Source organism: Clostridium facile (genome assembly GCF_014297275.1).
Classification (GTDB): domain Bacteria; phylum Bacillota; class Clostridia; order Oscillospirales; family Ruminococcaceae; genus Massilioclostridium; species Massilioclostridium facile.
This window is the reverse complement of sequence record NZ_JACOQK010000001.1, coordinates 2113858-2138725: the sequence shown is the minus strand read 5'-3', so window position 1 is coordinate 2138725 and position 24868 is coordinate 2113858. Positions and strand designations below refer to the sequence as shown.

General features: G+C 38.5%; 23 protein-coding genes. 12 read left to right on the top strand and 11 right to left on the bottom strand.

The genetic code is table 11. From position 1 onward, the window contains the following. Positions 1-138 precede the first annotated feature (138 nt). From H8Z77_RS08905 to H8Z77_RS08885, 5 genes are all read left to right on the top strand, one after another. Complete coding sequence (locus H8Z77_RS08905) at positions 139-915, top strand: DUF4430 domain-containing protein (protein WP_186996792.1); 777 nt, start codon at positions 139-141, stop codon at positions 913-915. A gap of 16 nt (positions 916-931) precedes the next feature. Further along, positions 932-1822 carry an energy-coupling factor transporter transmembrane component T gene (locus H8Z77_RS08900; RefSeq protein ID WP_186996791.1) on the top strand — a complete coding sequence of 297 codons (891 nt, stop codon included), beginning with the start codon at positions 932-934 and terminating at the stop codon, positions 1820-1822. After that, entirely contained in the window at positions 1795-3474 is a 1680-nt protein-coding gene (locus H8Z77_RS08895) for an ABC transporter ATP-binding protein (RefSeq protein ID WP_286165543.1), read from the top strand. Before H8Z77_RS08900 ends, H8Z77_RS08895 begins: the two co-directional genes overlap by 28 nt. Continuing rightward, positions 3462-4154: an ECF transporter S component gene (locus H8Z77_RS08890; protein WP_186996790.1), complete on the top strand. Its 693-nt coding sequence runs from the start codon at positions 3462-3464 to the stop codon at positions 4152-4154. Before H8Z77_RS08895 ends, H8Z77_RS08890 begins: the two co-directional genes overlap by 13 nt. 394 nt (positions 4155-4548) lie before the next feature. Further along, positions 4549-6144: an amidohydrolase gene (locus H8Z77_RS08885; RefSeq protein ID WP_186996789.1), complete on the top strand. Its 1596-nt coding sequence runs from the start codon at positions 4549-4551 to the stop codon at positions 6142-6144. 99 nt (positions 6145-6243) lie between these two features. Here H8Z77_RS08885 and H8Z77_RS08880 read toward each other — a convergent pair whose 3' ends face one another. Both H8Z77_RS08880 and H8Z77_RS08875 read right to left on the bottom strand, forming a co-directional pair. Further along, positions 6244-6795, bottom strand: a complete 552-nt coding sequence (locus H8Z77_RS08880; RefSeq protein ID WP_186996788.1) for a flavodoxin family protein — start codon at positions 6793-6795, stop codon at positions 6244-6246. A gap of 294 nt (positions 6796-7089) precedes the next feature. Then, on the bottom strand, positions 7090-7227 hold the full coding sequence (locus tag H8Z77_RS08875; protein ID WP_159427351.1) for a hypothetical protein: 138 nt from the start codon (positions 7225-7227) through the stop codon (positions 7090-7092). 446 nt (positions 7228-7673) lie between these two features. On the opposite strand from H8Z77_RS08875, the gene H8Z77_RS08870 reads away from it, so the two are divergent. Beyond that, positions 7674-8462 carry a hypothetical protein gene (locus H8Z77_RS08870; RefSeq protein WP_186996787.1) on the top strand — a complete coding sequence of 263 codons (789 nt, stop codon included), beginning with the start codon at positions 7674-7676 and terminating at the stop codon, positions 8460-8462. A gap of 778 nt (positions 8463-9240) precedes the next feature. Here the strand turns inward: H8Z77_RS08870 and H8Z77_RS08865 are convergent. The 7 genes from H8Z77_RS08865 to H8Z77_RS08835 all read right to left on the bottom strand — a co-directional run bounded on the left by H8Z77_RS08865 (position 9241) and on the right by H8Z77_RS08835 (position 14755). Then, positions 9241-9888 carry an ABC transporter ATP-binding protein gene (locus tag H8Z77_RS08865; protein WP_186996786.1) on the bottom strand — a complete coding sequence of 216 codons (648 nt, stop codon included), beginning with the start codon at positions 9886-9888 and terminating at the stop codon, positions 9241-9243. Positions 9889-9901: 13 nt separating this feature from the next. Further along, positions 9902-11509: an ABC transporter permease gene (locus H8Z77_RS08860; protein WP_186996785.1), complete on the bottom strand. Its 1608-nt coding sequence runs from the start codon at positions 11507-11509 to the stop codon at positions 9902-9904. Between the two features lie 350 nt (positions 11510-11859). Then, positions 11860-12723 carry a CPBP family intramembrane glutamic endopeptidase gene (locus H8Z77_RS08855; RefSeq protein WP_186996784.1) on the bottom strand — a complete coding sequence of 288 codons (864 nt, stop codon included), beginning with the start codon at positions 12721-12723 and terminating at the stop codon, positions 11860-11862. 17 nt (positions 12724-12740) lie between these two features. After that, positions 12741-13721 (bottom strand): DUF4097 family beta strand repeat-containing protein, encoded by a 981-nt coding sequence (locus H8Z77_RS08850; protein ID WP_186996783.1) that lies wholly within the window; start codon positions 13719-13721, stop codon positions 12741-12743. Then, positions 13718-13861 (bottom strand): hypothetical protein, encoded by a 144-nt coding sequence (locus H8Z77_RS08845; protein ID WP_159427352.1) that lies wholly within the window; start codon positions 13859-13861, stop codon positions 13718-13720. The genes H8Z77_RS08850 and H8Z77_RS08845 overlap by 4 nt, the downstream gene beginning before the upstream one ends. Next, complete coding sequence (locus H8Z77_RS08840) at positions 13849-14439, bottom strand: DUF1700 domain-containing protein (protein WP_186996782.1); 591 nt, start codon at positions 14437-14439, stop codon at positions 13849-13851. The genes H8Z77_RS08845 and H8Z77_RS08840 overlap by 13 nt, the downstream gene beginning before the upstream one ends. Beyond that, positions 14429-14755 carry a PadR family transcriptional regulator gene (locus tag H8Z77_RS08835; protein ID WP_069987598.1) on the bottom strand — a complete coding sequence of 109 codons (327 nt, stop codon included), beginning with the start codon at positions 14753-14755 and terminating at the stop codon, positions 14429-14431. Before H8Z77_RS08835 ends, H8Z77_RS08840 begins: the two co-directional genes overlap by 11 nt. A 294-nt stretch (positions 14756-15049) precedes the next feature. On the opposite strand from H8Z77_RS08835, the gene H8Z77_RS08830 reads away from it, so the two are divergent. Further along, entirely contained in the window at positions 15050-15565 is a 516-nt protein-coding gene (locus H8Z77_RS08830) for a flavodoxin family protein (protein WP_069987600.1), read from the top strand. Continuing rightward, positions 15550-16158, top strand: coding sequence for a hypothetical protein (locus tag H8Z77_RS08825; protein ID WP_069987602.1), 609 nt, complete (start codon positions 15550-15552; stop codon positions 16156-16158). Before H8Z77_RS08830 ends, H8Z77_RS08825 begins: the two co-directional genes overlap by 16 nt. Positions 16159-16333: 175 nt before the next feature. Here H8Z77_RS08825 and H8Z77_RS08820 read toward each other — a convergent pair whose 3' ends face one another. Next, positions 16334-19459 (bottom strand): glycosyl hydrolase, encoded by a 3126-nt coding sequence (locus H8Z77_RS08820; RefSeq protein ID WP_186996781.1) that lies wholly within the window; start codon positions 19457-19459, stop codon positions 16334-16336. Positions 19460-19654: 195 nt separating this feature from the next. On the opposite strand from H8Z77_RS08820, the gene H8Z77_RS08815 reads away from it, so the two are divergent. Next, positions 19655-20674, top strand: a complete 1020-nt coding sequence (locus tag H8Z77_RS08815) for an AraC family transcriptional regulator (protein WP_069987606.1) — start codon at positions 19655-19657, stop codon at positions 20672-20674. Positions 20675-21064: 390 nt separating this feature from the next. Here H8Z77_RS08815 and gdhA read toward each other — a convergent pair whose 3' ends face one another. Further along, entirely contained in the window at positions 21065-22417 is a 1353-nt protein-coding gene (gdhA, locus tag H8Z77_RS08810) for an NADP-specific glutamate dehydrogenase (protein WP_069987608.1), read from the bottom strand. A gap of 413 nt (positions 22418-22830) precedes the next feature. On the opposite strand from gdhA, the gene H8Z77_RS08805 reads away from it, so the two are divergent. The 3 genes from H8Z77_RS08805 (at position 22831) to H8Z77_RS08795 (ending at position 24861) form a co-directional block, all read left to right on the top strand. After that, positions 22831-23265, top strand: a complete 435-nt coding sequence (locus H8Z77_RS08805; protein WP_207726006.1) for a GNAT family N-acetyltransferase — start codon at positions 22831-22833, stop codon at positions 23263-23265. Between the two features lie 14 nt (positions 23266-23279). Further along, positions 23280-23858: a transcriptional repressor LexA gene (lexA, locus tag H8Z77_RS08800; RefSeq protein WP_069987610.1), complete on the top strand. Its 579-nt coding sequence runs from the start codon at positions 23280-23282 to the stop codon at positions 23856-23858. Between the two features lie 544 nt (positions 23859-24402). Then, on the top strand, positions 24403-24861 hold the full coding sequence (locus H8Z77_RS08795; protein WP_083256376.1) for a MarR family winged helix-turn-helix transcriptional regulator: 459 nt from the start codon (positions 24403-24405) through the stop codon (positions 24859-24861). Positions 24862-24868 lie beyond the last annotated feature (7 nt).

The window sequence follows — 24868 nt, the reverse complement described above, 5'->3', positions numbered from 1 at the left end:
AAAATAAAGATAAGCTGATACCTTGTTGGAGCCTCCTGACTGGGGGCTCCAACCTGTTTATCTTATGAAAAAGTAATTTATTATAAGTTATTTTTTCATAGGACAAACCAGAATCCATTGAAAAAGGAGAGCATAACCATGAAACGTTTTGTTTGTTTCTTATTAAGTCTTATGATTGCGATTTCTTTTGCCGGATGTGGAGGATTTGAAACCGTGGAAGAACATAATAAAAAACTGGAGTCTTCCTATGGTTCCAGTGAAGCATCTTCTTCCCAAGAATCTAGTTCCTCTTTCAATCAAGAGAAAGAGGGGTCCCAAATAGAGGATAATCCAACTTCAGGTTCCGGTCAAGAAGCAGGAGGGGAATCTTCTAAATCAGGAAATGAAAAACAGCCCTCTTCCGCCAAACCAGGCGGAAACCAGCCTGCGGCAAACCAACCATCTGAGGATCAGCCAAATTCCGCACAACAGCCATCTGGGCAGACTCCAGCAGCACCCCCTGCGGAAACAACGCCATCCCAAGCACCGGAAACCCCACAAACCATCCAGGTCACTATTTCAGTACAGTGTAAGGTGTTAGTTGGGAACAACAATTTAGCGGAACCATACCGCCCATATGTTCCTTCAAATGGGTATATTCAAGGGACAACTCAGGTGACAATTCCAAAAAACGGAACGGTGTTTGATGCTTTACAGGCATTGAATCTAAACCCTGCCCCAACTTATGATGGCTCTGTGAAAAGGAAAGATGTTTACATTACATCGATTCACCATATTCCGCAAAGGGCATGTGGAGGACAAAGTGGATGGAAGTATAAAGTAAACCAGGATATTCCCAACCTGTCTTGTAGCGCATATCAGCTACATGGAGGGGAAACCATTGAGTGGTATTATACGGAACATATTTTTGATTAATTAAGGGGGAAAACAGATGCGTACCAACTATTTCTCACAATTACATCCTGGAGTATGCTGCTGTTTTTTTCTATATGCAGTGACATTTAGTGTTTTATTTAATCATCCTATAATGATGGCCACCAGCTGTTTAGTAGCTTTATTTTGTGCAGGTTCTACGAGTGGGTGGAAAACTTTAGGGATTAGTGTTTTGTTTACGATACCTACCATTGTGATTTTTGCGGTGGTGAATCCTTTTTTTAACCACCAAGGAACTACCCCACTATTTTATTGGAATGACCAACCAATTACATTGGAATCCACCTTATATGGATTGTGTTCTGGTGTTATGATTATCTCTATGATCATGTGGTTTATCTGTTTCCAAAAGACGGTGGAAAACCATAAGCTACTCTATTTGTTTGGTAAGGTGATCCCCACCATTGCACTGATGGTGACGATGATTTTGCGATTTATCCCTTATTTTAAAAGGAAGTTGGATCAGATCGCAGCTACTCAACGGATGTTTGGAGTTTCTACCAGTTCTGGAAGTATCAAAAACAGGCTAAAAGCGGGTGGTAGTATTTTGTCTGTGCTATTTTCGATTAGTATGGAAGGAACGGTAGGAACATCGGATTCTATGCGGGCAAGAGGATATGGATTAAAGGGAAAAACCCATTACAAAAGTTTTTGCATGAAACCGCGGGATTGGTTTTTCCTTGGAGTATTGTGTGGCGCGTCAGCTTTTCTCATCTGGGCTTTTTATGCAAAGCAATTTCAGTTTTATTTTTTCCCTGCTATGACGGATTGGCGGCTAAATCCTATCCAATTGGGGATTTGTATTCTTCATTGCATCATACTTTGTTCACCACTGCTTTATAATGGATGGGAGGGATTGCGTTGGCACAGAATTCAGGTAACAGCATAATGCCAGTATTTCAAGCAAAAAATTTGAGTTTTTGTTATCATAACAGCACACATTCTGTTTTACAGGATGTGAATTTTACCATTCAACCAGGGGAGTTTATTTTGCTGTGTGGACAATCTGGCTGCGGAAAAACAACCCTCTTGAGGCATTTAAAGCATTTAATTGCACCGGTAGGGAAGATGACTGGAGAGTTGTTGTTTGAAGGAGAACCAATCCAAACAATCAAAGAACGCCGGTTGGTTTCGGATATAGGGTTTGTATTCCAAGTACCGGATGATCAGATTGTTTGCGACCGTGTTTTCGCGGAAATGGCATTTGGTTTGGAGAATTTGGGGATACCTTCGGATGAAATTCGACGCCGTGTTGCGGAAATGGCGAGTTTTTTTGGAATTGAACACTATTTTTCCCAAACCATAGAGACTCTTTCTGGTGGACAAAAGCAGATTTTAAATCTAGCTTCAGTGATGGCTATGCAACCTAAAGTATTGATATTGGATGAGCCTACTTCTCAACTGGACCCGATTTCCTCCTCGGAATTTTTTGCGGTTTTATCCCGGTTGAATCAAGAACTGGGTTTGACCATTATTATAACAGAACATAAATTAGAGGAAATCTATCCATTGGTAGACCGTGTTTTTTTAATGGAAGAAGGAAAATTTTTGGTGCAAGATACACCGAAAGCAGCAGCATCCTGGATTGGGAAGCACCAGCATAACATGAGGTATGCTCTACCAACTGCCAGTAGGATTTACCAGCAGTTGGATTGTCCTGGCGAAATTCCTTTGACAGTAAAAGAAGGACGGGAGATGCTGGGGCAATTAGAGGTTATTAAAACTACCCCATTGGAGAAATGTACCCAGCCGAAACAAAAACCGGTATTAAAAGTAAAAGAGGTTTGTTTTCGCTACGAAAAAAACGGGTCTGATGTTTTACATAACCTTTCGTTGGAGGTATTCCCTGGGGAATTGCTTTCTATTTTGGGTGGAAATGGTGCGGGAAAAACCACCTTATTGCATTTGTTATGTAAAATGTACCGTCCTTACCAAGGCAAAATCAAGCTCAATGGCAAGGATTTGGCAAAACTACCTCAAAAAGAAATTTGTCAGAACCATTTGGCGTATTTACCTCAGAATCCTTTAATGGTTTTTGTAAAAGACACGGTAAAACAGGATTTACTCTTTTTAGCGGAAACACAAAAAATTGATCCAAAACAAATTGAACAGACCATCCAGGCATATTCTTTTTTCCAGGATATCCTGCCGTTGATGGAGCGTAATCCCATGGATTTAAGTGGTGGTGAACTGCAGCGAGCAGCATTTTTAAAAATTTTGCTGTTAAAACCCCAGGTTATTTTATTGGATGAACCCACCAAAGGATTGGATGCGTTTTCCAAACATGATTTATCCTTTATTTTAAAGGAACTAAAAGAACATGGTATCACCATTTTAATGGTAACCCATGATATAGAATTTTCAGCGGAATACTCTGACCGGTGTGCCTTGTTATTTAACGGGGAAATTGTATCAACCGGAACCCCAAAAGAGTTTTTTTCTTCTAACCATTTTTATACTACGGCAGCCAGTAAAATCAGCAAAGGAAGGTTGGAACAGGCTGTGACTTGTCAGGATGTGGTAGAACAATGCAAAAAATAACCAAAATAATTGCGTATTTGCTGTTTGGGGTTGCCATTTTCTTGTTGGGATACGCAACGGTTACGGGAATGACCCATAATTATATGCTATTTAGTTTTTTACTGGCAGCAGGAATCTGCGGTTTGTTTTTTGTGTCATTTGAATCTAGAAGGCCAGCACTACGGGACATTATGCCTGTGATTATTATTTGTACACTTGCTTCGGCAGGAAGGGTTATTTTTGGATTCCTTCCACAGGTGCAACCTGTGACGGCGATTGTGATTATTACAGGCATTTGCTATGGCAGGCAAACAGGATTTTTAACCGGAGCCCTTTGTGCATTGGTATCCAATATGATTATGGGGCAGGGACCTTGGACGCCTTGGCAGATGCTAGCATGGGGAATTATTGGATGGATTGCTGGTATATTCGGAAAATTTTCCTGGGGTAAGCGGTGGATTCCAGTATTGTGTGATGGTGCTTTATCAGGGATGCTGTTCAGTATGATTACGGATATCTGGACCGTGGCCTCTTTGGGGATGAGCATTACCGCGGCTTCTACCTGGATGATATTTGTAACCGGATTTTTATTTAATATCTCCCACAGTGTGGGGAACGTCATCTTTTTATTGTTGTTATACCGCCCAATGTCAAAGAAAATGGAGCGAATGAAACAAAAATATGGGGTGCTGATTTCATAAATGATATTAGGAAAAGATGAATATCCCTACTATACTTAAGTAAAAAAATAAATTCTCCTTTTGATATCATGGTTACAAGTTTAGTAATTATGATATCAAAGGAGGATTTCTATATTTTAAGAGAAACACTCAAGTAGATAGAATTATTACATAATTTTTTATTTTTATACTTAAGAAAAATAGAATAAGTATGAATATATTTGAAGTAAGGATAATAGAAAAAATCAGAAATATTTTGTCCTGTTATCAAAATATAGAATGGATTTGTTTCATGAAAAATATCTTCTGAAAAGATATACAATCAATATTTTTTTCAAAAAAAGATGGTTGAAAGCCAAACAAATTGGTATAATAGAATGAATAGATGTTATTACGAACAATGGAGGATGAAGTTATGGAACAGACCTTGTATTATGGAGGGCCAGTAATTACCATGGAAGGAAGCCAGATAGCAGAGGCAGTCCTGACCGAAAATGGTATCATCCGTTTTGTAGGAAAAATAGAAGATATTGCGGATACGGATATTGCAGGTGCTCGATTAGTTGATTTGAAAGGAAAAGCATTGCTACCTGCATTTATTGACAGTCACAGTCATATTACCGCGTTGGCTACCACTATGGGTATGGCTTGCCTTTCCAATGCCAACAGTTTTCAAGAAATAGTAGATATTCTGAAAAAGTCCTGTAACCAGTTAAAAGAAGGCCAGTGGCTCATCGGATTTGGGTATGACCACAATAATCTACAGGAGAAACAGCATCCTGATAGGACTGTATTGGACCAGATTTCTACTGAAATTCCTATCTTGATTAGCCATGTTTCCGGACATATGGGGGTAGCGAATACCATGGCACTGAAAGAGATGGGGATCACTCAACAGTCAGACGATCCTGCTGGTGGAAAAATTGGTAGAAATGAAGATGGCAGTTTCAATGGGTACTTAGAAGAAAACGCCTTTTTTATGGGAAGTTCAAAAATTCCATCTCCAACGATAGAGCAGCAATTAAATCAATTGAAACAGGCAGAAGAGGTTTATCTAAAAAATGGAATTACCACAGTACAGGACGGCTTAACCAAGCAGCCAGAATGGAGCCTGTTGCAAACAGCATCTGCGCAAAAACAGCTGACTGTAGATATAGTAGCCTATCCAGATTATATACAGGCAAAGGAATTAGTGCAGAAAAATAAACTATATGTAAAAAACGACTTAAACCACCTGAAAATTGGAGGATATAAGCTAATTTTGGATGGTTCCCCACAAGGAAAAACCGCATGGATGAGCCAACCTTATGAAGGGGAGTCCAGCTATTGTGGCTATCCGGCTCATACAGATCAGGAAGTATTAGAATGCCTGTCTACCGCTTTGGAAGAAAAACTGCAAGTTTTAGTCCATTGTAATGGGGATGCGGCTGCCCAGCAATTGATTGACCAATATAGGTTGGCAAAAGAACAAACTGGCAGCACACAAAATATCCGTCCTGTTATGATACATGCTCAGACTGTACGGAAAGACCAACTAAAACAGATGGCTGAATTGGATATGATAGCCTCTTTTTTCATTGCCCATACCTATTACTGGGGGGATATCCACTGTAAAAACTTAGGGCAACGAGCAATGTCAATCAGTCCCGTCCAATCTGCCATAGAAAACCATGTTGTATATACATTTCATCAAGATACCCCCGTACTTTTACCAAATATGATGGAGACTGTCTGGTGTGCGGTAAACCGCATTAGTAAACAGGGGACAGTAATAGGACAACAGGAAAAAATTTCAGTGTTAGATGCGTTAAAGGGAATTACCATAAATGCCGCATACCAATACGGGGAGGAACGGAAAAAAGGTTCTATTAAGATGGGAAAACGGGCCGATTTTGTAATCTTAGATCGGAATCCGCTTAAGACTCCAAAATTGGAGCTCAACCAAATTCAAATATTACAAACCATCAAAGATGGAATACCAGTATATCAATCCTTTCAAAATAAAAAATAAAATATTTTAAACTTAAGTAAAGAAAAAGGATATCCAAAAAAATCTGGATATCCTTTTGTAATTGATTTTGAGCTATTTCAAGTTAACAATGAGAGTATGCTATTTTAAATTTTTTCCGATGGAGTACGCTTTTTTCATAATGGCTCCGTTTTCTTTCAGGTCCGAATCCCCACCAACCACAATTTTTCCAGCCAGCTCCATCCCTTTAGCGGTGAATAAACTGAGGTACCAGTCGTAATTAGCTTGATATTTTTCATAATTTTCTGGAGCTCCTTGGGCAAATACACCAATTAACTGGATACCCGGTTGTAATCTTGAGGAACGGTCTTGATTTGTCATACAATAATGTCGGTTCATAAACGTAATCATCTGGCCAGAAATCTGAGAGTAGTAATTTGGGGAAGTAATCAATAATGCGTCACAATGATGTAATTCGCTATAATAATCCTGCATGCCATCATGGATGATACAGTCCGTACCGTTTCGGCGGCAGCTTCCGCAGCCAATACATCCTTTTAGTTCCATCTGGAATGTTTCGTAAATTACAACTTCATATCCATTTTCTTTTGCTCCACGGATAATTTCCATTGCCACTTTTTTGGAAGCGGATTGTGCTCTGGAACTTCCTAATACAGCTACTAATTTTTTCATGCGAGACCCTCCTTTTCATTACTTCTATTGTATGACAAAATTTTATGTATTTCAATGCTAATGCGAAAATATGTGAAAAATGACGATAAAAATCAGGTTTAATGAAAAAGAAAACCAGAACACTTTATAAAAATAAGGAGTATATTATGTTGCTTTTTCACATAGATCCGCAATATAATACCATAAAAAACACTTGTTGTTTCTACCAATAGTTTGCAAACGTTTTCCCATGGTAAAAACAGAGCGTTTATTTTGCTTAGGTTGATAAGAAAATACCGTTACCAAACAATCCGATTAAATAATGGCATTTTTTATAGAAATATGTACTACCTTTCCATCACCTTTTCCGGTAATTGTGATTTGTTGCCTTTTTTGTAACGCTTCAACCGCATCTTGCGGCTCTTTATAAAAATAGTATAGAACTTCAATCATAGTGTATTCATTCCGTCCATCTTGTAAAATAAGATATAAAGGTTCTAAAGCGTGTGTGGTGGATTGCCAAGGTAAGCAAACTATATCAAAGGAATCGACAGGATAGTATCATTATTTTGGATTAACGAAAAAACTTTCGGTATTTGAACTAGATGATCTACTATTCGAAATGGGAGAAAAAGCAATTGTCATATTTGATTCGTAAAATAGAAAAGAAGGATGGGGAATAGGATAGAATATTATCGTTAAAATTACAGTTTTTCCAGTTCAAATGGAAGGACAAAACAAAAAAACGCACAAAATATTATTGTTTTTGATAAAAATTATAGCGAATAGGTTGACTGAAATTGATTTGTTTGTTATTATGAAATGGGGAATTGTTGAACTAGAAAAGATAGGGCGAACAACTGATATTATTTTATCAAATACAAAGGAGGTTTTCCACAGTGGTACAGCAAAATAAAGCCGGCTGGTTCAAATGGATTAGCGTTATTTTGGCTGTTTTGTTGGGGTTCTCTTTTTTTACTTTCGTATTATATTGTATATTGTGTATTCATTCTACCCATTTGTCCTATAAAGCTGTCCCTTCTAACCTACAGACAGTTCCCATGATGGCTACATCCCATTCTCACCATATCATAGGACCAGAAGCTGTATTGGATGTAAAAGCCACTACAGAAAGTAACAATGATACAGATATCGAATTATATAAAGACCACCCTAATGAAAATAGGCAGTTTCAAATCACAGATCTCCGTCCAGGAGAAACTATTACAAAAAATATCCATATTAAAATTTACCATAACCAAAAAATAAATTTGTATTACAAAACAGAGATTACAGCTCAAACTGACGCGATAGCGGATCACCTGACGATTCGTGTCGTCTCTATGGAGGACAATTCTGTTTTATATGAAGGGAAACTATCTGCCTTTTGTGGGCAGGAGCTTGCTATATCTGTGAATAAGAATGAACAGAACGTAACGATTCAGGATTTCCGTATAGAACTGGTAGTAGATGATTCCGTCAATTCAATAGAGAATTCATCCGAGATTGGGTTGGCAGCGAACTGGTATGTAAAAGAGGATGTTCCCAGTAATGAAGATAGCGGTATTATCAATCCCCCAGCTACAGGAGATTTACCGCCTATGTCAATTACCATTATTCTTGCAGGTACTTTATTATCCCTTGGTGTAGTAGCAATGATTTGTAAAGAAAAGAAAGACAAAGAGTAACCATAGAAGCAATTACCCCTCAACTATAGTAAACCTGTAGTTGAGGGGCTTTATGATAATAAGCACATACTCTTTCTATCTTGGAAAGGGCAGGCTGTTTTCTATTATAGAAAACAGCTATACCTTCCATATCGTTTTTGTAACAGACAGAATTTGGAGGAGTTGTTGTGCTGTTACGCAAGTTTTTATGGGAGTGGATTTTATAAAGACTGATTGATTATTTTAGTTACTGTTTTAGAAGGATATTTTTATTTAAGATAAATCTTTCTACTCAATAATATACAATGTGATATAGGGTTCGGAAAGGGGTTATATGGTAGTACTGAAATAGCTCCATTTCATTAAATTTTTTGGTTTCAGCTCAAAATTTATTTTTGCGTTGTGTCTTTTGCATGAATAAACAAATAGAATCATTTGTATTTTGATTTGACTATGAAAATAAACTGATGCCAATCTGATAAAATAATGTAGTATACAAAAATGAAATCACATCCAGCACACAAACGAATTCGTTTGTGTTTTTTTATTGTTATAGAATCCACTGGATATGCCGGTGGAGGCTCTCGCTCAAAAGCTTTACTTTAAGCATCGAGCAAAGCGAGCTACTAACAGCAATCTTATCGTAACGAAAAAACTATCGTTGGAAAGAATTGCTCATTTACGGGCAGCAGTACAAGTGATGCAAAAGACAGATATTTCAGTACATCTTTAATGCTTTCTGGTACTATGCCCTTCTAGGGCTTACTCAAGCCACCAGCTTAGCTGGCGATCATGACTCCTATTTACTGGACAATTGATATACTTCATCCGAAGCTTTCGCAACCGCTGGAGAGTGGGTAACTAAAATGACACATTTTCCATCTTGATGCGCCAGCCGCTGAAAAATATCCATAATCTGGTCTTGGGTTTCCCCATCCAGATTCCCAGTGGGTTCATCTGCCAAAATAATTTCTGGATGGTAGGAAAGTGCTCGAGCTATAGCAACTCGTTGCTGTTCTCCACCGGATAATTTTAAAATCCGCCTTTTCGCTTTGGCTTCATCTAATTCAACACTTTGCAGCATACGAAGGGCATACTCATTTTTGTTTTCGTATTTTTTCCCTGATAAATCCATGGATAGGCGAACGTTTTCCAAAGCTGTCAAATGGGGAAGCAGGTTAAAACTTTGGAACACAACCCCAACATACTGGCTACGGTAACGGTATTTATCCATTTCGGCTATATCATTTCCCTCAAACAGGATTTTTCCTGAAGTTGGCTTTGCCAATCCTGACAATAAAGAAAGTAATGTTGTTTTACCTGCTCCAGAACGTCCAACAATCGAATATACCTTTCCTTTTTCAAATTGATAACAAATATTTTGAAATACTGAGGAAGACCGTTCCCCATAAGAATATCCTAAATGGTCTAATGTTAATACACTCATTTTTATTTCCTCCTTATACCCGGTTAGTTAAAATTTTAAGTGGTTCATAACGCATGACAAATCCTACTGCAACACAGCTGGAAACAATGGTAAGTAAAATACAAATTCCCATCAATTCTAATACTACCGTCATATTGGTAGCGGAAGAAATCTCGTCCACATAGTTGGTCACCTTTTGTCCAAATCCTGTAAACCCTCCCTCTTCGGGCTGTACACCACTATCCGGTTGTTGTCCACCAGGCTGGCCGCCTTCCATTGGGATTCCTCCCATCATTCCAAAGTTTTCTTGCTGCTGGGTTTGCTGTTCCTGTTGGGCTGTGACTTGAGTTTCCAGCAATGCGTTTGTTGTTGGGACGGATAACACAGCGCCAATTCCTGTGCCGATTAGGATAGCTGCCAATGTAACGGTAAACATCTCCATAATAAATTGGATGGCTACTTTCCATTTTTTCATGCCAATGGCAGTTAAAACTCCAATTTCGTATTTACGTTCCCGAATTTGGAAAATGCTAAATACCACTAAGATAATACCACCTATAATTAACACAACAATGACAAAATAACTTGCGAATTTACTTAGGTTTTGAAGGGGAACTAAGCTTTGTTCATATTGTTCCACATCTGTGGATACCACCGTATAATCATCGCTTAATCCCATTGCTGTAACATCCTGCTGGAAATTTTCGTAGCTTTCCACATTAGAGAAAGCGTAGGTTCCAGATGTCTGGCTACGTAAAGCGGTTGTCAATTCCATTCCTGTAGTTGAATCCGTACTTGTTTCTGCATTGGCATTGGATTGATCCAATATTGCCTGTAAGCTGGATGCTGTGGTATAAATCTGGTTTGCTGGATCGGATGCAGCTTGGAATCCCCTCATATCGATTCCATTTACTGCGGATTCACTGTTAGTATAGATTCCTGTGACGGTAAAAGAGTAGGTTTCCTCCTCATTATTTGGATTTACCAATGTAATGGTATCTCCAACGGAAACCTCGTTATAAGCGGCAAGTTCATCACTGATAATACACACAGTGTCCGAAGTGGTTTCATCAAATATTTCCCCATCGGATATTTTACAGCTGCCATCCACAAAAGAGGTCATAGCGGAATAGGAGCTGTATCCAATTACAGTAAAATCCCCCTGCGATCCCATCCCTCCTGGAGGTATCATTTCACCATTCATATTGCCACCTGGCATCACCATACCACCTTCTGGCTGTTGTTGTGTAGTTTCCGTATCTGTTTCTGATTGGGTCGTTACTGCCTCCAGGCTATCGTTACCGTTTAGCGAGGAGGAAATGGTATAATAAAAATCTTTTACATAGTTAGAAGTCGCATAATTTTGCAGTTCGCTTAATGGGAGTTCTTGAGTTTGTTGGAACATCTCTTTTAGATCCCCACCATTTTGCTCCATATTCTCCATCATTGCCTGACGATTGACAGAAATTTGGGCTGTTACCTCTAAATTTTCAATCCCACTTTTCCTGGCAGATTCCGCTGCTTCCCGAATGGAAAGGGCAATACAGCTGGAAACTGCAATTACAAGTACAATAATGCCAATTAAAATATTCCTTGCTTTCGATCTGGAAATACTAATAAGAGCGTTTTTTATCATCAACATAGACATTCTCTCCCTTAAATTTTAATCTGGTATTATTATAATAGGGTTATGTGTTCAACTAGTGTGGGATAGGTGATTGACTGGTGTTAAAAATATTAATTTTTTATGACATAGTTATAACGCAATCAATAATAATTAGTAAACAATATAGGATAGTCTACCAATTAATAGGCTGCATAGCCACTGAAAGGAGTATCAAAGCACAGCCATAATATCCCACGCCATCCATCTATCGAAAAAACCTATTTTTCAAACAGACCAAAGCTAGCACCAAACTGCAACACGATCTATCTAATCACAACAAAAAACAGAGGCTCAGCCAGAGCCTCTGTTTTTCCAATGTATCTCTATTATTTTTGCATAGATGTTTTATTTGGCATATTACAGAGCTTAATAAAACAGATAATTGCGGTAAATAAAAATCCAATCCCTCCAAGGATACCAATCAGATCAGGACCCAAAAATGGATTTGTGGGTTGACTCATTAACAGGGTGGAAGGAGCCCATAAATCCATACCATTTAGTGCTGCATGGAAAACCACAGGAACCCATACGGATTTTGTTTTCAGAAACAGATAGGATTGTATAGTGCCAATCACTAAGCAGAATAATACCATGGCGAAAACTCCCAAGACAGGGCGTTCCGTTCCATAATTATATCCCATGGCGATAATGGGGGCATGCCATAATCCCCAAATAATACTGGACATCAATGCCGCCGTAGGGACCGAAAACGTATTACATAGTTTTGGAAACAAATATCCTCTCCAGGCAAATTCCTCCCCAAAGCATTGTATCAATCCCATGATTGGGTTGATGAGGACTGCCATAGGGATCATGGTTGCCAGTAATTTTAGATATTCGGGCAGGGTGGTAACACCGGATTCAACCGCAAATTTAGAACCCAATGGGTCAAACTGATTTGGAAATACGAAAAAATAAACCGCAGCCCCAATCAAGGCAATCAACGGGACAACAAGATAAGCGCCAAGATACCACTTAATATTTCCTCGAAAACAAGGGCTTAAATATAATCCTTTCCAGCCTTCTTTCGTAATGAGCCTAGTTAATATTACGCTAATTGCTGGTGTCATCATTAAAATGGTTAACAATACAGCATTATGGCTGAAAAAGTAAGCTGTACTGAATATTGCCAAAAAGGCAAGGGTAAACCCTGCAAAAATGATAAGCCGTTTTGTTTGTTTTTTTCCCATAGGGATTCACCTGTTTTCTAATGGGAGGAGACAGCAATCGAAATATCGCCGTACTCCACTGTTGCTCGAATTTGATTTTGACTGGACATATTTTGAGAAATACTTTGAGGTTGCTCGATACCGTTGATTTCCACACAACCTTCCGCGGATTCCAATTGATATCCATAGGAGGAGGAATCCATGGTAGGATGGAGGGTAACATCGCCTTCAACGGCATTTAAACTGGTTATACCCTGAAAATCACCTGTTAAGTCCATGTCTCCATAGTGATTGATGATCTGCATTCCTTTTGTTTGGCAGGATACCATATCAAGATTTCCATCTTCTATAGAACCTTCTATCATTTCAAACATGCAGTTGGAAAAAGAAGTATCCCCATTGTTGGTAATATGGACTAGTTTTGTAGTAGTGACATGATTGGCAGATATATCACTGGTATCCAATTTATTTTCCCATTGTGTTGTAGTTACATCCTGTAAATCAAAGGTAGCTGAATCACCTTCTAGTGTTAATCCATCTGTTTTTAACCCTGCAATGGTAATATTTCCACCGGATACAACAGTAGTTATTTGAAAATTGGCGTCCGATGGATAATAAATTGTAACCTCACCCCAATAATAGGGTGCCCCTGCGTTTATAAAGGAAAAATCCCAATTCAAACCGAGGTAGTTTTCTGATTGCTGTACTGTGAGGCAGCCATCCTTGATTTCCCAGGTAATGGTTTCGTTATTGTCTTGATAATGGGTTTCAATTCCGTAATGGTCGGATGGTTCTAATTTTACAGAAGCGGATCTTGTATCAATCGAAATACTGGTAAACTTTTCTAACTGTTGTTGATCGCTTATGACCTTCGTGTCGCCTTTTATGGCATGGACCCCTGTGGTATTTAATACAATATGTTTACTTGCCCCCATGGTATATCCGATAGCTGTTAGAATGAGGCCTACCCCAAATATAACTCCAATTACTGTCCATACTATTTTCATGGATCGTTTCATCGTTCCATAACTCCTTTCTGTAAATGATGGATTGGCTTTTTAATATATTGCATTCCTTGTTTTAGAAACCATCCAAATAATAAAATGGAAATGCATCCAATCCCTATGAAAGCACCAATGATCTGTTTTATTTTGTACATGATTTACCTCTCCTGTGGGATAAGAATTTTTTTGATAGTGTTACAAGGCCACGTACCAGCTGTTTGCTCAGCCATATTGTAAAAACGCAAAGAGCCATACCAATCGTTCCGCACAACAATCCAATTCCCAAGAAAAACAAACAAGTTGCCGGATCCGAAGCAATCAGCATTAAGGCGACCACCGAAGTAAAAATCCCCATTGCCACCATACCAATTGCAGTGATCCCGATAGAAAGAACAATGGCAAAGGCGCATACCGCTAAAGCGAGGATTATCGATACCATCGCAACCGCAATTGGTATTGCGATCGGGGAAGCAAAAATAGCTAAAATGACAATCCATAGAATATGGAGCCCCTTATTGGAACCTTTATTCAACTCTTTTACCGCAAATTCACCAATCATATCCGCAGCAATCTGGTCTGGGGAGCCCAACTCTTGGATAACTTCCTGTTCCTGTTCTGGGCCAGCTTCCTCAAAATATTCTTGGTAATAAAGCATTATATTTTCCCGTTCCTCTTGTGGAATACGGCGCAACCGTTTTTCAAGGCGGGCTAAAAATTGTTCTTTATTCATCATCACCCAAAACCTCCCCTAATAAAATAGATTCTATTGCTTTTTTATAATCGTCCCATTCCTGTAGATACAGCGTCAGCCTTTCCTGTCCTTCTACGGTAATCTTGTAATATCTTCGGTTCCGTCCATCCATAGGCTGATCGTATGTAGCGAGGAATTTTTCTTTTTGTAGCCGTCGAAGTACTGGGTACAAAGTGGATTCCGAAACATCAATTGTTTGTTTAATCTGCTGTGTTAAGCTGTAGCCATAGGCGTCCCCACGGCTTAAGGCAGCTAATACACAGGCGTCCAATAAGGATGCACTAATTGGAAAAGCCATGTTTCACACTCCTTTTTATTAGTTTAACAATATTATATATCATATAATATTGTTTTGTCAATATAATAAGAGGTAAAATTTTTATTCCATAAAAATACATTATTTTAACCAGTTTTACGAAATGGAAATGATTTTTCCTTTTGGATATGTTACACTTTAAAATAAACCTATTATTTTAAAGGAATATTAGCCATAGTTCAACGTACCTGTTACGATACAAAACAGCGGTACAATGTAAAACAGTCTGATATGATAATTTTTCTATCAGGGAAACGCAAAAAGTGAGGTGTCAATATGAATCTATTGTTAACCGACTGTCCTGTCAATCTGCCGTTTGTTGATAACAAGACCAATCGGTATCTTGACCTATCCCAATTAAATATAAAAAACTGTATTGGATGTTTTGGATGCTGGACCAAAACACCTGGAAAATGTGTCATCCGGGATGACGCTACAAAAGTTTATCCCTTGATTGCGAAGAGTGAAAATATTATTTATGTGAGTAGAGTAAAATTTGGAACATATGATGCCATCATGAAAACCATGTTGGAGCGGGCAATCCCTATTCAAAAGGCGTTTATCCAATTACATCATGGGGAAACCCACCATATGCAAAGGGATGTTGTGGAAAAAAATGCTGTTATCATCGCCTATGGCTGTGATAATAGGGAAGAACAGGATTTGTTTCAGCGTCTGGTTGCTAGAAACGCTTATAATATGCGGTTTCAAACACATAAAGTTTTATTTGTTTTCAAAGAAGAACTGGAACAAGCGATAATACGAGAGGTGGAAAAATGGGAAAACTTTTGATTATAAACGGAAGCCCCAGGGCACCGAAATCCAATTCTAAGCAGTATGTGGCCCTATTCCAAAAATACTGGAATGGAGAATCCTCCAAAGTCAATATTACACCAAAAAACCATACGGAGATTTGTGAGGATATGGCCCATTATACCGATGTTTTGTTGGTGTTTCCACTATATGTGGATAGTATCCCTGTCACACTCCACAACTTTTTAAAAACACTGGAGCAGCATCCGCCAAAACAAAAACCAAGGATCAGTATGGTTGTCAACTGCGGTTTTCTGGAACCAGAACAGAACCAAATTGCGGTTGAAATGATAAAGCTGTTTTGTAAACAGCAAGGGTATCCTTTTTTGTCTGTGCTGTGTATAGGAGGCGGAGAGGCAATCTTAAATACTCCATTTCGGTTTTTGGTTAAAAGGAAAATAAAACAATTGGTGAAGTCGGTGGCATCCCATCAAAGCTTATCATTTCAAGTTACTATGCCCATCTCTAAAGAAACCTATTTAAAAGCATCCACAAAATATTGGATCCGCTATGGGGCAAAAAATGGAGTTACCAAAGAGCAGATGGACACTATGGAAATAGAAACCAACTAAAACAAAAACGTCACATTTTATGATTTTATTTCACCATAAAATGTGACGTTTTATATTAATTAGTACAATATAAGAAAATCTAATAATAGAGCATTATTTATTACAATCTAAAAAATTTGTAAGTTATCTGTTTTATAGCTTCATTGCGCTGGGATAGGTATAAGTTCGTTATTAGCTAATATTTTTTCCGTTTAAGTCCGAGAATCAATCCTAATGCTGTCACTGTACCAATTACAAACAGGAAACTCAAAGTGGAATCACCCGTTTGAGGGATTAGTTCCTGTGATTTATTTTGATCACCATAATTTGTTTCCCCTGTTTGCTCCACCAAAACAATTTCTTCCAGGTCGTTCAACTGTACCTTGCCTTGGTTGCCCAGCATACCATAATCCTGTGGAACTGGCTCTGCATCTCCAGTAAACTGCCAAATTGGGCTGATTAAACCATTTACCAATGCTGCGTTAATCAATGTACTCGCTGTAGTAACCGTAATGGTATTTTCGCCTTGCCGTAAGTAAGGGGCAAGGTCTACTTTGGTATCGAATTGGTTAGCTGGTGGTAAGTCCATCCCATTTACCGCAATGCGGAAACTGCTGTTTGCAACTTTTCCTAAATCGAATACAACATGGTCTGCAACGGTTTCCATTGTCACTGTTGTTGAGTATCTACCAATACCGGATACATTCTCCATCCCTCGGATATCACGCCATGGGATGAGGGTTTCCATCGAAACCGGCTCCAACATTGTTTTTGCAATGATGGCGTTGTTGGATGGATCATCACCAGGATGCCAACTTTCTACTGAAAGTGTCCAGCTATTGATCGAAACAGGCTGGTGTTGCCCTTTCCCTGTTACTGTTTTTACGGTCCCATCACTGAGCACAACAGTATGTGTTTCGTTGTCCTCTAAGACTGCAACTAGTTCACCATCCTCATTGTAATCAACTTCACAATCGCTCTGAACTGCATGCACCGAAGGGATTGGATATTCTGTCAATTGGTCGGATGTGAATGCGTATAAACAGGTTCCGTAAGCCGGTACTGTCACGGTTATAGTTGTTTGGCCTGATTTCTGCTGGTAAAGGGCAACAGGCTGGATACTACCATCCCATGCATTCAGTTCATATGGGGTTCCTTCAGCATCAAATGTAATGGTTTGGGTGATTGGCTGGGAGGATGGATTATACAAATAGTAATAATCATTGTTTCCATCTACATTGTGGTAGCTGGACAATTCATTGGCGGACTGGTACTGGGTATCTGGCATAATGCCTGCGCCTTTTAAAGCGGAAACCAACTGGGTTTCTGTATCCAACAAAGTAGTGTTGGCATGGTTCTTGATTTGTTCCATTACTGCTATCAGTTGGCTATCCTCCATTGAATCCCCATAAGACGGTGTCATAGAAGGTGTTTTCCCAATAAAGAATAATTTAACACCTTGGTCAAGGTAAGATAGCATTTTTTTCGCTGTATCAAGAGGCATGTAGTCCTCGTTATCAACTACTAATGCCTTATAGGATGGACCCTCTGGCGCAATCACACCATCTTTGGCATTTGCTGTATCCAGGTTTAACAAATAAGGGCTGACAAAATCATAGGAATAGCCGTTTTCTTCCAGATCAGGAGTTACCATATCCTCAATTACCTGAACCTCAAAGTATTCAAAGCGGTAATAGGCAATATCCACATCCTGGTGACCCTGCCGCAAAACATACTGATTTCTGGCAACATACCCCATACTATCCGCGAACTGGGTAAAATCAGGTGTTTTGTCCCATGAATTAGAGAAAAATCCACTCATTCCATCATAGCCGCCCCAGTTGCCTTCGTATTTGCCTTGGTAAACGCCATTGTTACTATATCCATGGACTACAGAAAGGTTTACGCCAGCAGCCATATTGGAATTGATCATATTCAATAAATCAGAGGTACTTTGTTCATATGCTCCGCTGCGTAATGGTGAAAGTTCAGAAGAATAAACTTCTTTTCCAGTTAGGTTTACCATACCTGTCTGCATCCGGTATCCATCCCTTGTTCCAGAATCCATTAATTTAGGGGATCCATTCCCGGGCAATTTCGCAAAATATAAGGATTCTGTTTCCGCAATCCCAGCCTGTGCAGCAGATTGAGTCATTTCCATTGGAGCACCGTAAGCTACTTGGCCACGATAATCCCATCCATGGCTTTCGCACCATTGCTGTAATGATTCAATATGGTTTTCGGTATACAAATCAGTTAGAGTTTGGTAGTAATCCATCCGTACACGTTCTCCCATTGTGCTTTGGGTATCAAAAACAGCGGGATCATCGGTTGATGGACGGTTGTTAGTATCAAAATGTAATCCGGGGACAAAAATCAACGGCAAATATGGTGTTAAATCATATCCACGCCGGTCTTTGAACTCTTCCAACAATTTTGGCGTCCAAAGATAATCAGGGGAAAGTTCCAAAGAATCCTCAAAGATTCCATCTACAATTTGATTTTTCTCATCCCCCCAGGTAATCATCCTGGTATCCCAATAATCTGTTAAAGCTTTTGTGGCCTCTTTGCTAAAATGGTCGATTGGTGGATATTCTTCATCGCTGGCGCTCTGCATATAAAATGATAGGATAATCCAATTCCCCTGATCCGGAGCGGTCCATTGGATGGTATTATCCTGCTGGTTAACCTGGCTGGTCAGTACAGTAAAGGAATCCTCTTTTATATACTGTGTCTCGGCGGTTTGCACTGATTCATCCAACTGCACAGCAACCACAGCCAGCAAGCTATCTGTATTGGTCTGAACCTCCGGGGCAGGAATTGCCCCGTTGTATTGTTGCCCAGATGCAATCGCTTCGGTCTTTCCATACCCAATCTGTTTGATTGCCAGAGGGTTATCACAACTTTGAATTGCAGGTGTGACAGCTGGCCATCCAGATGAAATAGTGAACGTTAAATGCAGCCCAAGATGTTTTGCTTCGTCCAAAGCAATCTCCATACTGGCTAGCCAGTTATCACTGCCCCAGCTGGTTCCATCTTCCCCGTCAAAAGAACTGCCTTTGCAAATGATTTCCGCACCTCCAAATCCGGCATTTGCAATGGATTGTATTTGGGAACGGATTTCTGTTTCGTCCACCAGCCCGTTGGGCCACCAGTAACGGATTTGCGGTTTTGCTTCATTGCTTACATTGGTAAAGCCAGCTACAAAATCCGATACTTTGGTTTCTGTTGCCTGTGCAGGACCGGTTAAAATACTAGCGCCCAATGCCAATGCAGTTAAAACAGCAAGTAGTTTCTTTGCCTGCTTCCATTGTTTCTTCATCTTTATTTTCCTTCCTGAAATATAAATTTCAACTTAGCAGCCATTGACAAACCCAAATGATTGCTTTATAATATCAAAAACAGTTAATATTACTAAAAGTTGATATATTTATAATATCATTTTAGCAAATAAATAGATATTTAAAAAACATACCTTTTAGGTTGTTTTTTGGTATATTTTTAAAGGGGGAAGTAAATGATGGAACCATTTATTGAAAAAATATATCATATCACAATTGACCGATTTTTGTTTAACGCTTCCCGCATGGATCAATTTTCTTTACAGGAAAATGGAGTTGATATTCTTCAGCAAAGTTCTTTTTTTGATTCAGATGCAGAAATTTTTATCAATATGCATCTTTCCCTTTCCCAGGTAAAGGAGAGATTACCTAATTTACCACAAGATAAGAAAAAAACACCTTTCCATAAACACGATTTTTACGAAATGATTTATGTTTACCAAGGTAAAGTAACAAACTATATTGACTCCTGTCAAACGGTAAAAGAATTAAATTTAAAGCAAGGGGATCTATGCTTACTCACCCCAAATGCAGCGCATCAATTGCAGGTTGAAGGCGATTGTAATATTATTTTTAATATTCTTGTGAAAAAAACGTTATTCCAACGGCTGGCACAGGAAATTTTAAGCCACGATAACCCTTTTAACCACTTTCTAATCAATTCTTTATTTGAAAAAAACCAGGAAGAAAGCTATTTGCTGTTTTCCAAACAGTTATGTAATACCATTGATCAATCTGTCTTACAGCTGATAAAAGAGTACGCAGAAACAGGAAACCAATACTTTTTAAAACTCAACGGATATTTGATGATCCTTTTTTCCGATTTGTTAACCGCTTACCAGAACTATCTGGATGAAAACAGTATCCAGCAAGTATGCCACCCTAAAATATCTGAGATCCTCTCCTACATCATTGAAAACTGTTCTACTGCCACCTTAGAAAAAACTGCGGAACAATTCCATTATAATCCCCAATATTTAAGCCGCTTGCTCAAACAATATACTAACCAAAGTTTTTCTAGTTTTAGGAGACAGATCCGCATGGAACGGGCAACCTACCTGCTGACCCATACTGATCGTCCGATTCAGGAAATTATCGACCGTTCCGGATTTGAAACAGCATATTTTTTCCGTATTTTCCATGAGAAATACCACATTTCTCCCTTGGAATATCGAAAACGCTTTACAGTATTATAATTTATCCTATTGTTTTTCACATTTGTCATAACAACACTGGATAAAACAAAAAGCTTATCAACAATTCCCTATAAAAATGTTGATAAGCTAATTTACCTCAATTGTGCCAACAAACGGTCTTTTATCCTGCTAGAAATGATACTAAAAATTAACATACCCATATTAAGGACAATGATTTTTTCAGTGTATAACTCTTTATTTTAGTTTTTAAAATTACCAGTGAGCAGGTGTAGTCCTTTCAGGAAGTTAAGTGGTTATCATACGGACACCTAAAACGGACTGAATTTTATTCTGTAAAAATACTGTCCATTTATTTGTGGTGTTCCGTTATACAAAAATAGACCTTCAGGTTATTTCCCTGAAGGTCTAATCTATTTATGAGAGATTACATTAATATGCAACGCCTTGAGCAATCATAGCGTTTGCAACTTTGTTAAATCCTGCAATGTTAGCACCAGCAACCAGGTTGCCATCTACGCCGTATTCTTTTGCAGCTTCATAAGAAGCTTTGAAGATATCTTTCATGATACTTTGCAATTTTGCGTCTACTTCTTCAAAGGTCCAGCCATAACGCATGGAGTTCTGGCTCATTTCCAAACCAGAGCAAGCAACACCGCCAGCATTAGCAGCTTTAGCAGGTCCGAACAGAACGCCAGCAGCCTGGAATGCTTCAACAGCTTCTGGAGTAGAAGGCATGTTTGCACCTTCTGCTACAGCCATAACACCGTTTGCAATCAGCTGTTTTGCTTCTTCGCCATTTAATTCGTTCTGGGTAGCACATGGCAGAGCAATATCACATTTAATGCTCCAAATGCCACGGCAGCCTTCTGTATAAGTAGCGGAAGGAACGCGTTTTGCGTATTCGGAGATTCTTCCTCTTTCCACTTCTTTAATTTGTTTTACAACGTCCAGTTTGATTCCTTCTGGATCGTATACGTAACCCTGGGAGTCAGACAGAGCTACTACTTTTGCACCTAGTTCAGTTGCTTTTTGGGTTGCATAGATAGCAACGTTACCAGAACCGGAGATAACAACAGTTTTACCTTCAAAAGAAGTGTTTGCCATATGGGTTAACATTTCTTGTGTGAAGTAGCACAGTCCATAACCTGTTGCTTCTGTTCTTGTCAAGGAACCACCATAAGTCAAGCCTTTTCCGGTTAATACGCCAGTAAATTCGTTGCGTAAACGTTTATATTGGCCAAACATAAAGCCAATTTCACGGGCACCTACGCCGATGTCACCAGCAGGAACGTCAGTATCAGCACCAATATGTTTGCTCAATTCTGTCATAAAGCTCTGGCAAAAACGCATGATTTCCCCATCGGATTTTCCTTTTGGATCGAAATCAGAACCACCTTTACCACCGCCCATTGGCAGGGTTGTCAAGCTGTTTTTAAAGATTTGTTCAAAGCCCAAAAATTTGATAACGGAAGCACAAACAGTTGGATGGAAACGCAAACCGCCTTTGTAAGGGCCAATTGCGGAGTTGAACTGTACACGGAAGCCACGATTTACCTGAACGTTACCGTTATCGTCAACCCAAGAAACACGGAACTGAATAAAACGTTCTGGTTCTACAATTCTATCGATTACACCAGTTTTTTCGATTTCTGGGTTTTTTTCTACTACCAATTCCAAAGATTCAAGAACTTCTCTTACAGCTTGCAAAAATTCTGGTTCATTAGGATTTCTTTTGCAAACGGTTTCGTATACGTTTGCCAAATATGTACTTTTAAAAGCCATGGGTTTTGCCATCCTTTCTTTAGTTAAATGATTTGATCTACAATTTAGATTATAACCTTTCAACCTCCGAAAATCAAGAGGAAAATCAATAAAATTTAGATTCTTATTTAAATTTTGCAAAGAAACGTTAGTTTCACATAAAAACCATATTATCACAAAAAGTTTTTTTGACAAACTGTAAAAACGGAAAAGCTTTTATTTTTGGTTTTTGCAATTTTAAAAAAACAATATTGCAATAAATGATTAAAAAATTTTTTATAAATTTGGTTTTACAAGCGAGTGCATCTTCTTGCCCACCATTATCCGGTAGATCCCCAACAAAGAACGAATATTTACAAACATTTGTTTGATTTTCAAGAATAGATATGGTATCCTATATTTAATAGAAAAAAACACGATAAAGGGGTATTCCGTTGCAAACACAACAATTTTTGGTGACATGGATTGAACCACAACAGGACAAAACCAAATGCTTTCAAATCAGGGAACAAGTATTTGTAAAAGAACAGGGTTTCGAAAACGAATTTGATGAAATAGATGAAACCGCATACCATCTGTTAATTCAGGCAGGGGAGAATCCCATTGCAACAGCAAGAATTTTTCAGCAAGATGATAAATGGATGATTGGAAGGGTTTGTGTGATACCTCCTTATCGAAAACACGGTGTTGGTCGCATTGCCGTAGAGGAGTGTGAAAAACAAATCCAAGTACTAGGAGGACATTCCTCCCATTTAAGCGCACAGCTCAGGATTCAGGGGTTTTATGAATCCATGGGATACCGGGCGGAAGGGGACTGCTATTTTGATGAATTTTGTCCCCATATCGCAATGTCAAAACAACTAGATTGATTGGAGGGATTGTTTTGAAACGAAATTATAATGAAGAAATTTACCAATATATACAACAACGCTGCCAAGATGGGATTCCCCCAACTATTCGAGAAATCTGTAAAGATTTAGGGATCAAATCCACCTCTACCGCGCACAAATATGTTTCCATTTTAGTGGAACAGGGATTAGTAGAAAAAGATAGTAACCTGACCCGTACTTTGCGTATACCAGGTTCTGATGCCACTTTAATTCCATTGGTAGGTACAATTACTGCAGGGGAGCCCATTACTGCCATCCAAAATATCGAGACCTATATTCCGTTTTCCAGTTCTTTTAGCCGGAACAAAGAACACTTTGCCCTGAAAGTAAGAGGGGAAAGTATGATTGAAGCTGGCATTTTTGACGGAGATGTTGTGATTATTGAAAAAACCCCTGTAGCAGAAAATGGTGAAATCGTGGCAGCGTTAATTGATGATGAGGCAACAATTAAAACTTTTTATAAGGAAAACGGCGGTTACCGTTTGCAACCACAAAACTCTACTATGGATCCGATCCTGGTAGACCATGTAGAAATTCTAGGAAAAGTAAAAGCATCCATCCGTTACTTTTAAAGAACAAAAAATTCTGAACTTTAGGGAATGTTAAGTTTGGTTGACAAGATTCCAACTACAACGGCAAAGAATTGAAAATGATTTTTTAGTAAACCAAGAAATTTTATGAATTAAATAGGAAAAAAGAGCTATTCATCGTTTGAATAGCTCTTTTTTATAAGAATAAAAATTAAAAAAAATATTTTACAGCTGGATAAAATTACAATATGAAAATCAATTTAGCTAGATTAATATCGATAAATGAAATAGTTCAATCAGTTCATTTGGGATATAAAATCGCTTTATTGATTATGAAATTCATACTCATTATTTATCAATATAGAGCACCAAAAAATGATATTAAATAGAAAAATTTATGTTAAAAGCAAAATTGCTGATAATAAAAAGTTAAAGTTGTTTATTAAGATACAGTCAAAAATTAGTTCGTTGACGAATTAATTTTCCATGAATAATTTGTTAAACTGCATAAATGTATGTTGACTATTTCGTGCAATAAGCATACTATATATTTAGTCAACGAATTAATTTTGGGAGGTGAATTTGATTGGAAGACCCACGGTTTATGGTAGGGCAGATTATGCACCTTTATTTTAGCCGCTCCTTTACTATTGTAAAAGAGTTGGGGGTACACCCCGGCCAAGTACCTGTTTTAAAACTGCTGTTTCATCAGCAAGGATTGAGTCAAAAAGAGATTGCGGAGCACCTTTGCGTGAAACCGCCTACTGTTACGGTTACAATCCAAAGGATGGAAAAATTAAACCTGATTTACAAAAAACAGGATGAACATGACCAACGTATTTCCAGGATATTTTTAACCGAACAAGGAAAAGATGTAATAAAAAAACTAGAACGAAGCCATTTTTATCTGGAAAATGAGGCTTTTCAGGGTTTTTCGAAAGAAGAGTTAACAGAATTTAACGAGTTTTTAATTCGTATCCGAAAAAACTTGAAAGATGTTTCTGGAAAAGATGCGTTTTGTTCCTTTGCTTCAAAATCACAATAAACGAAAG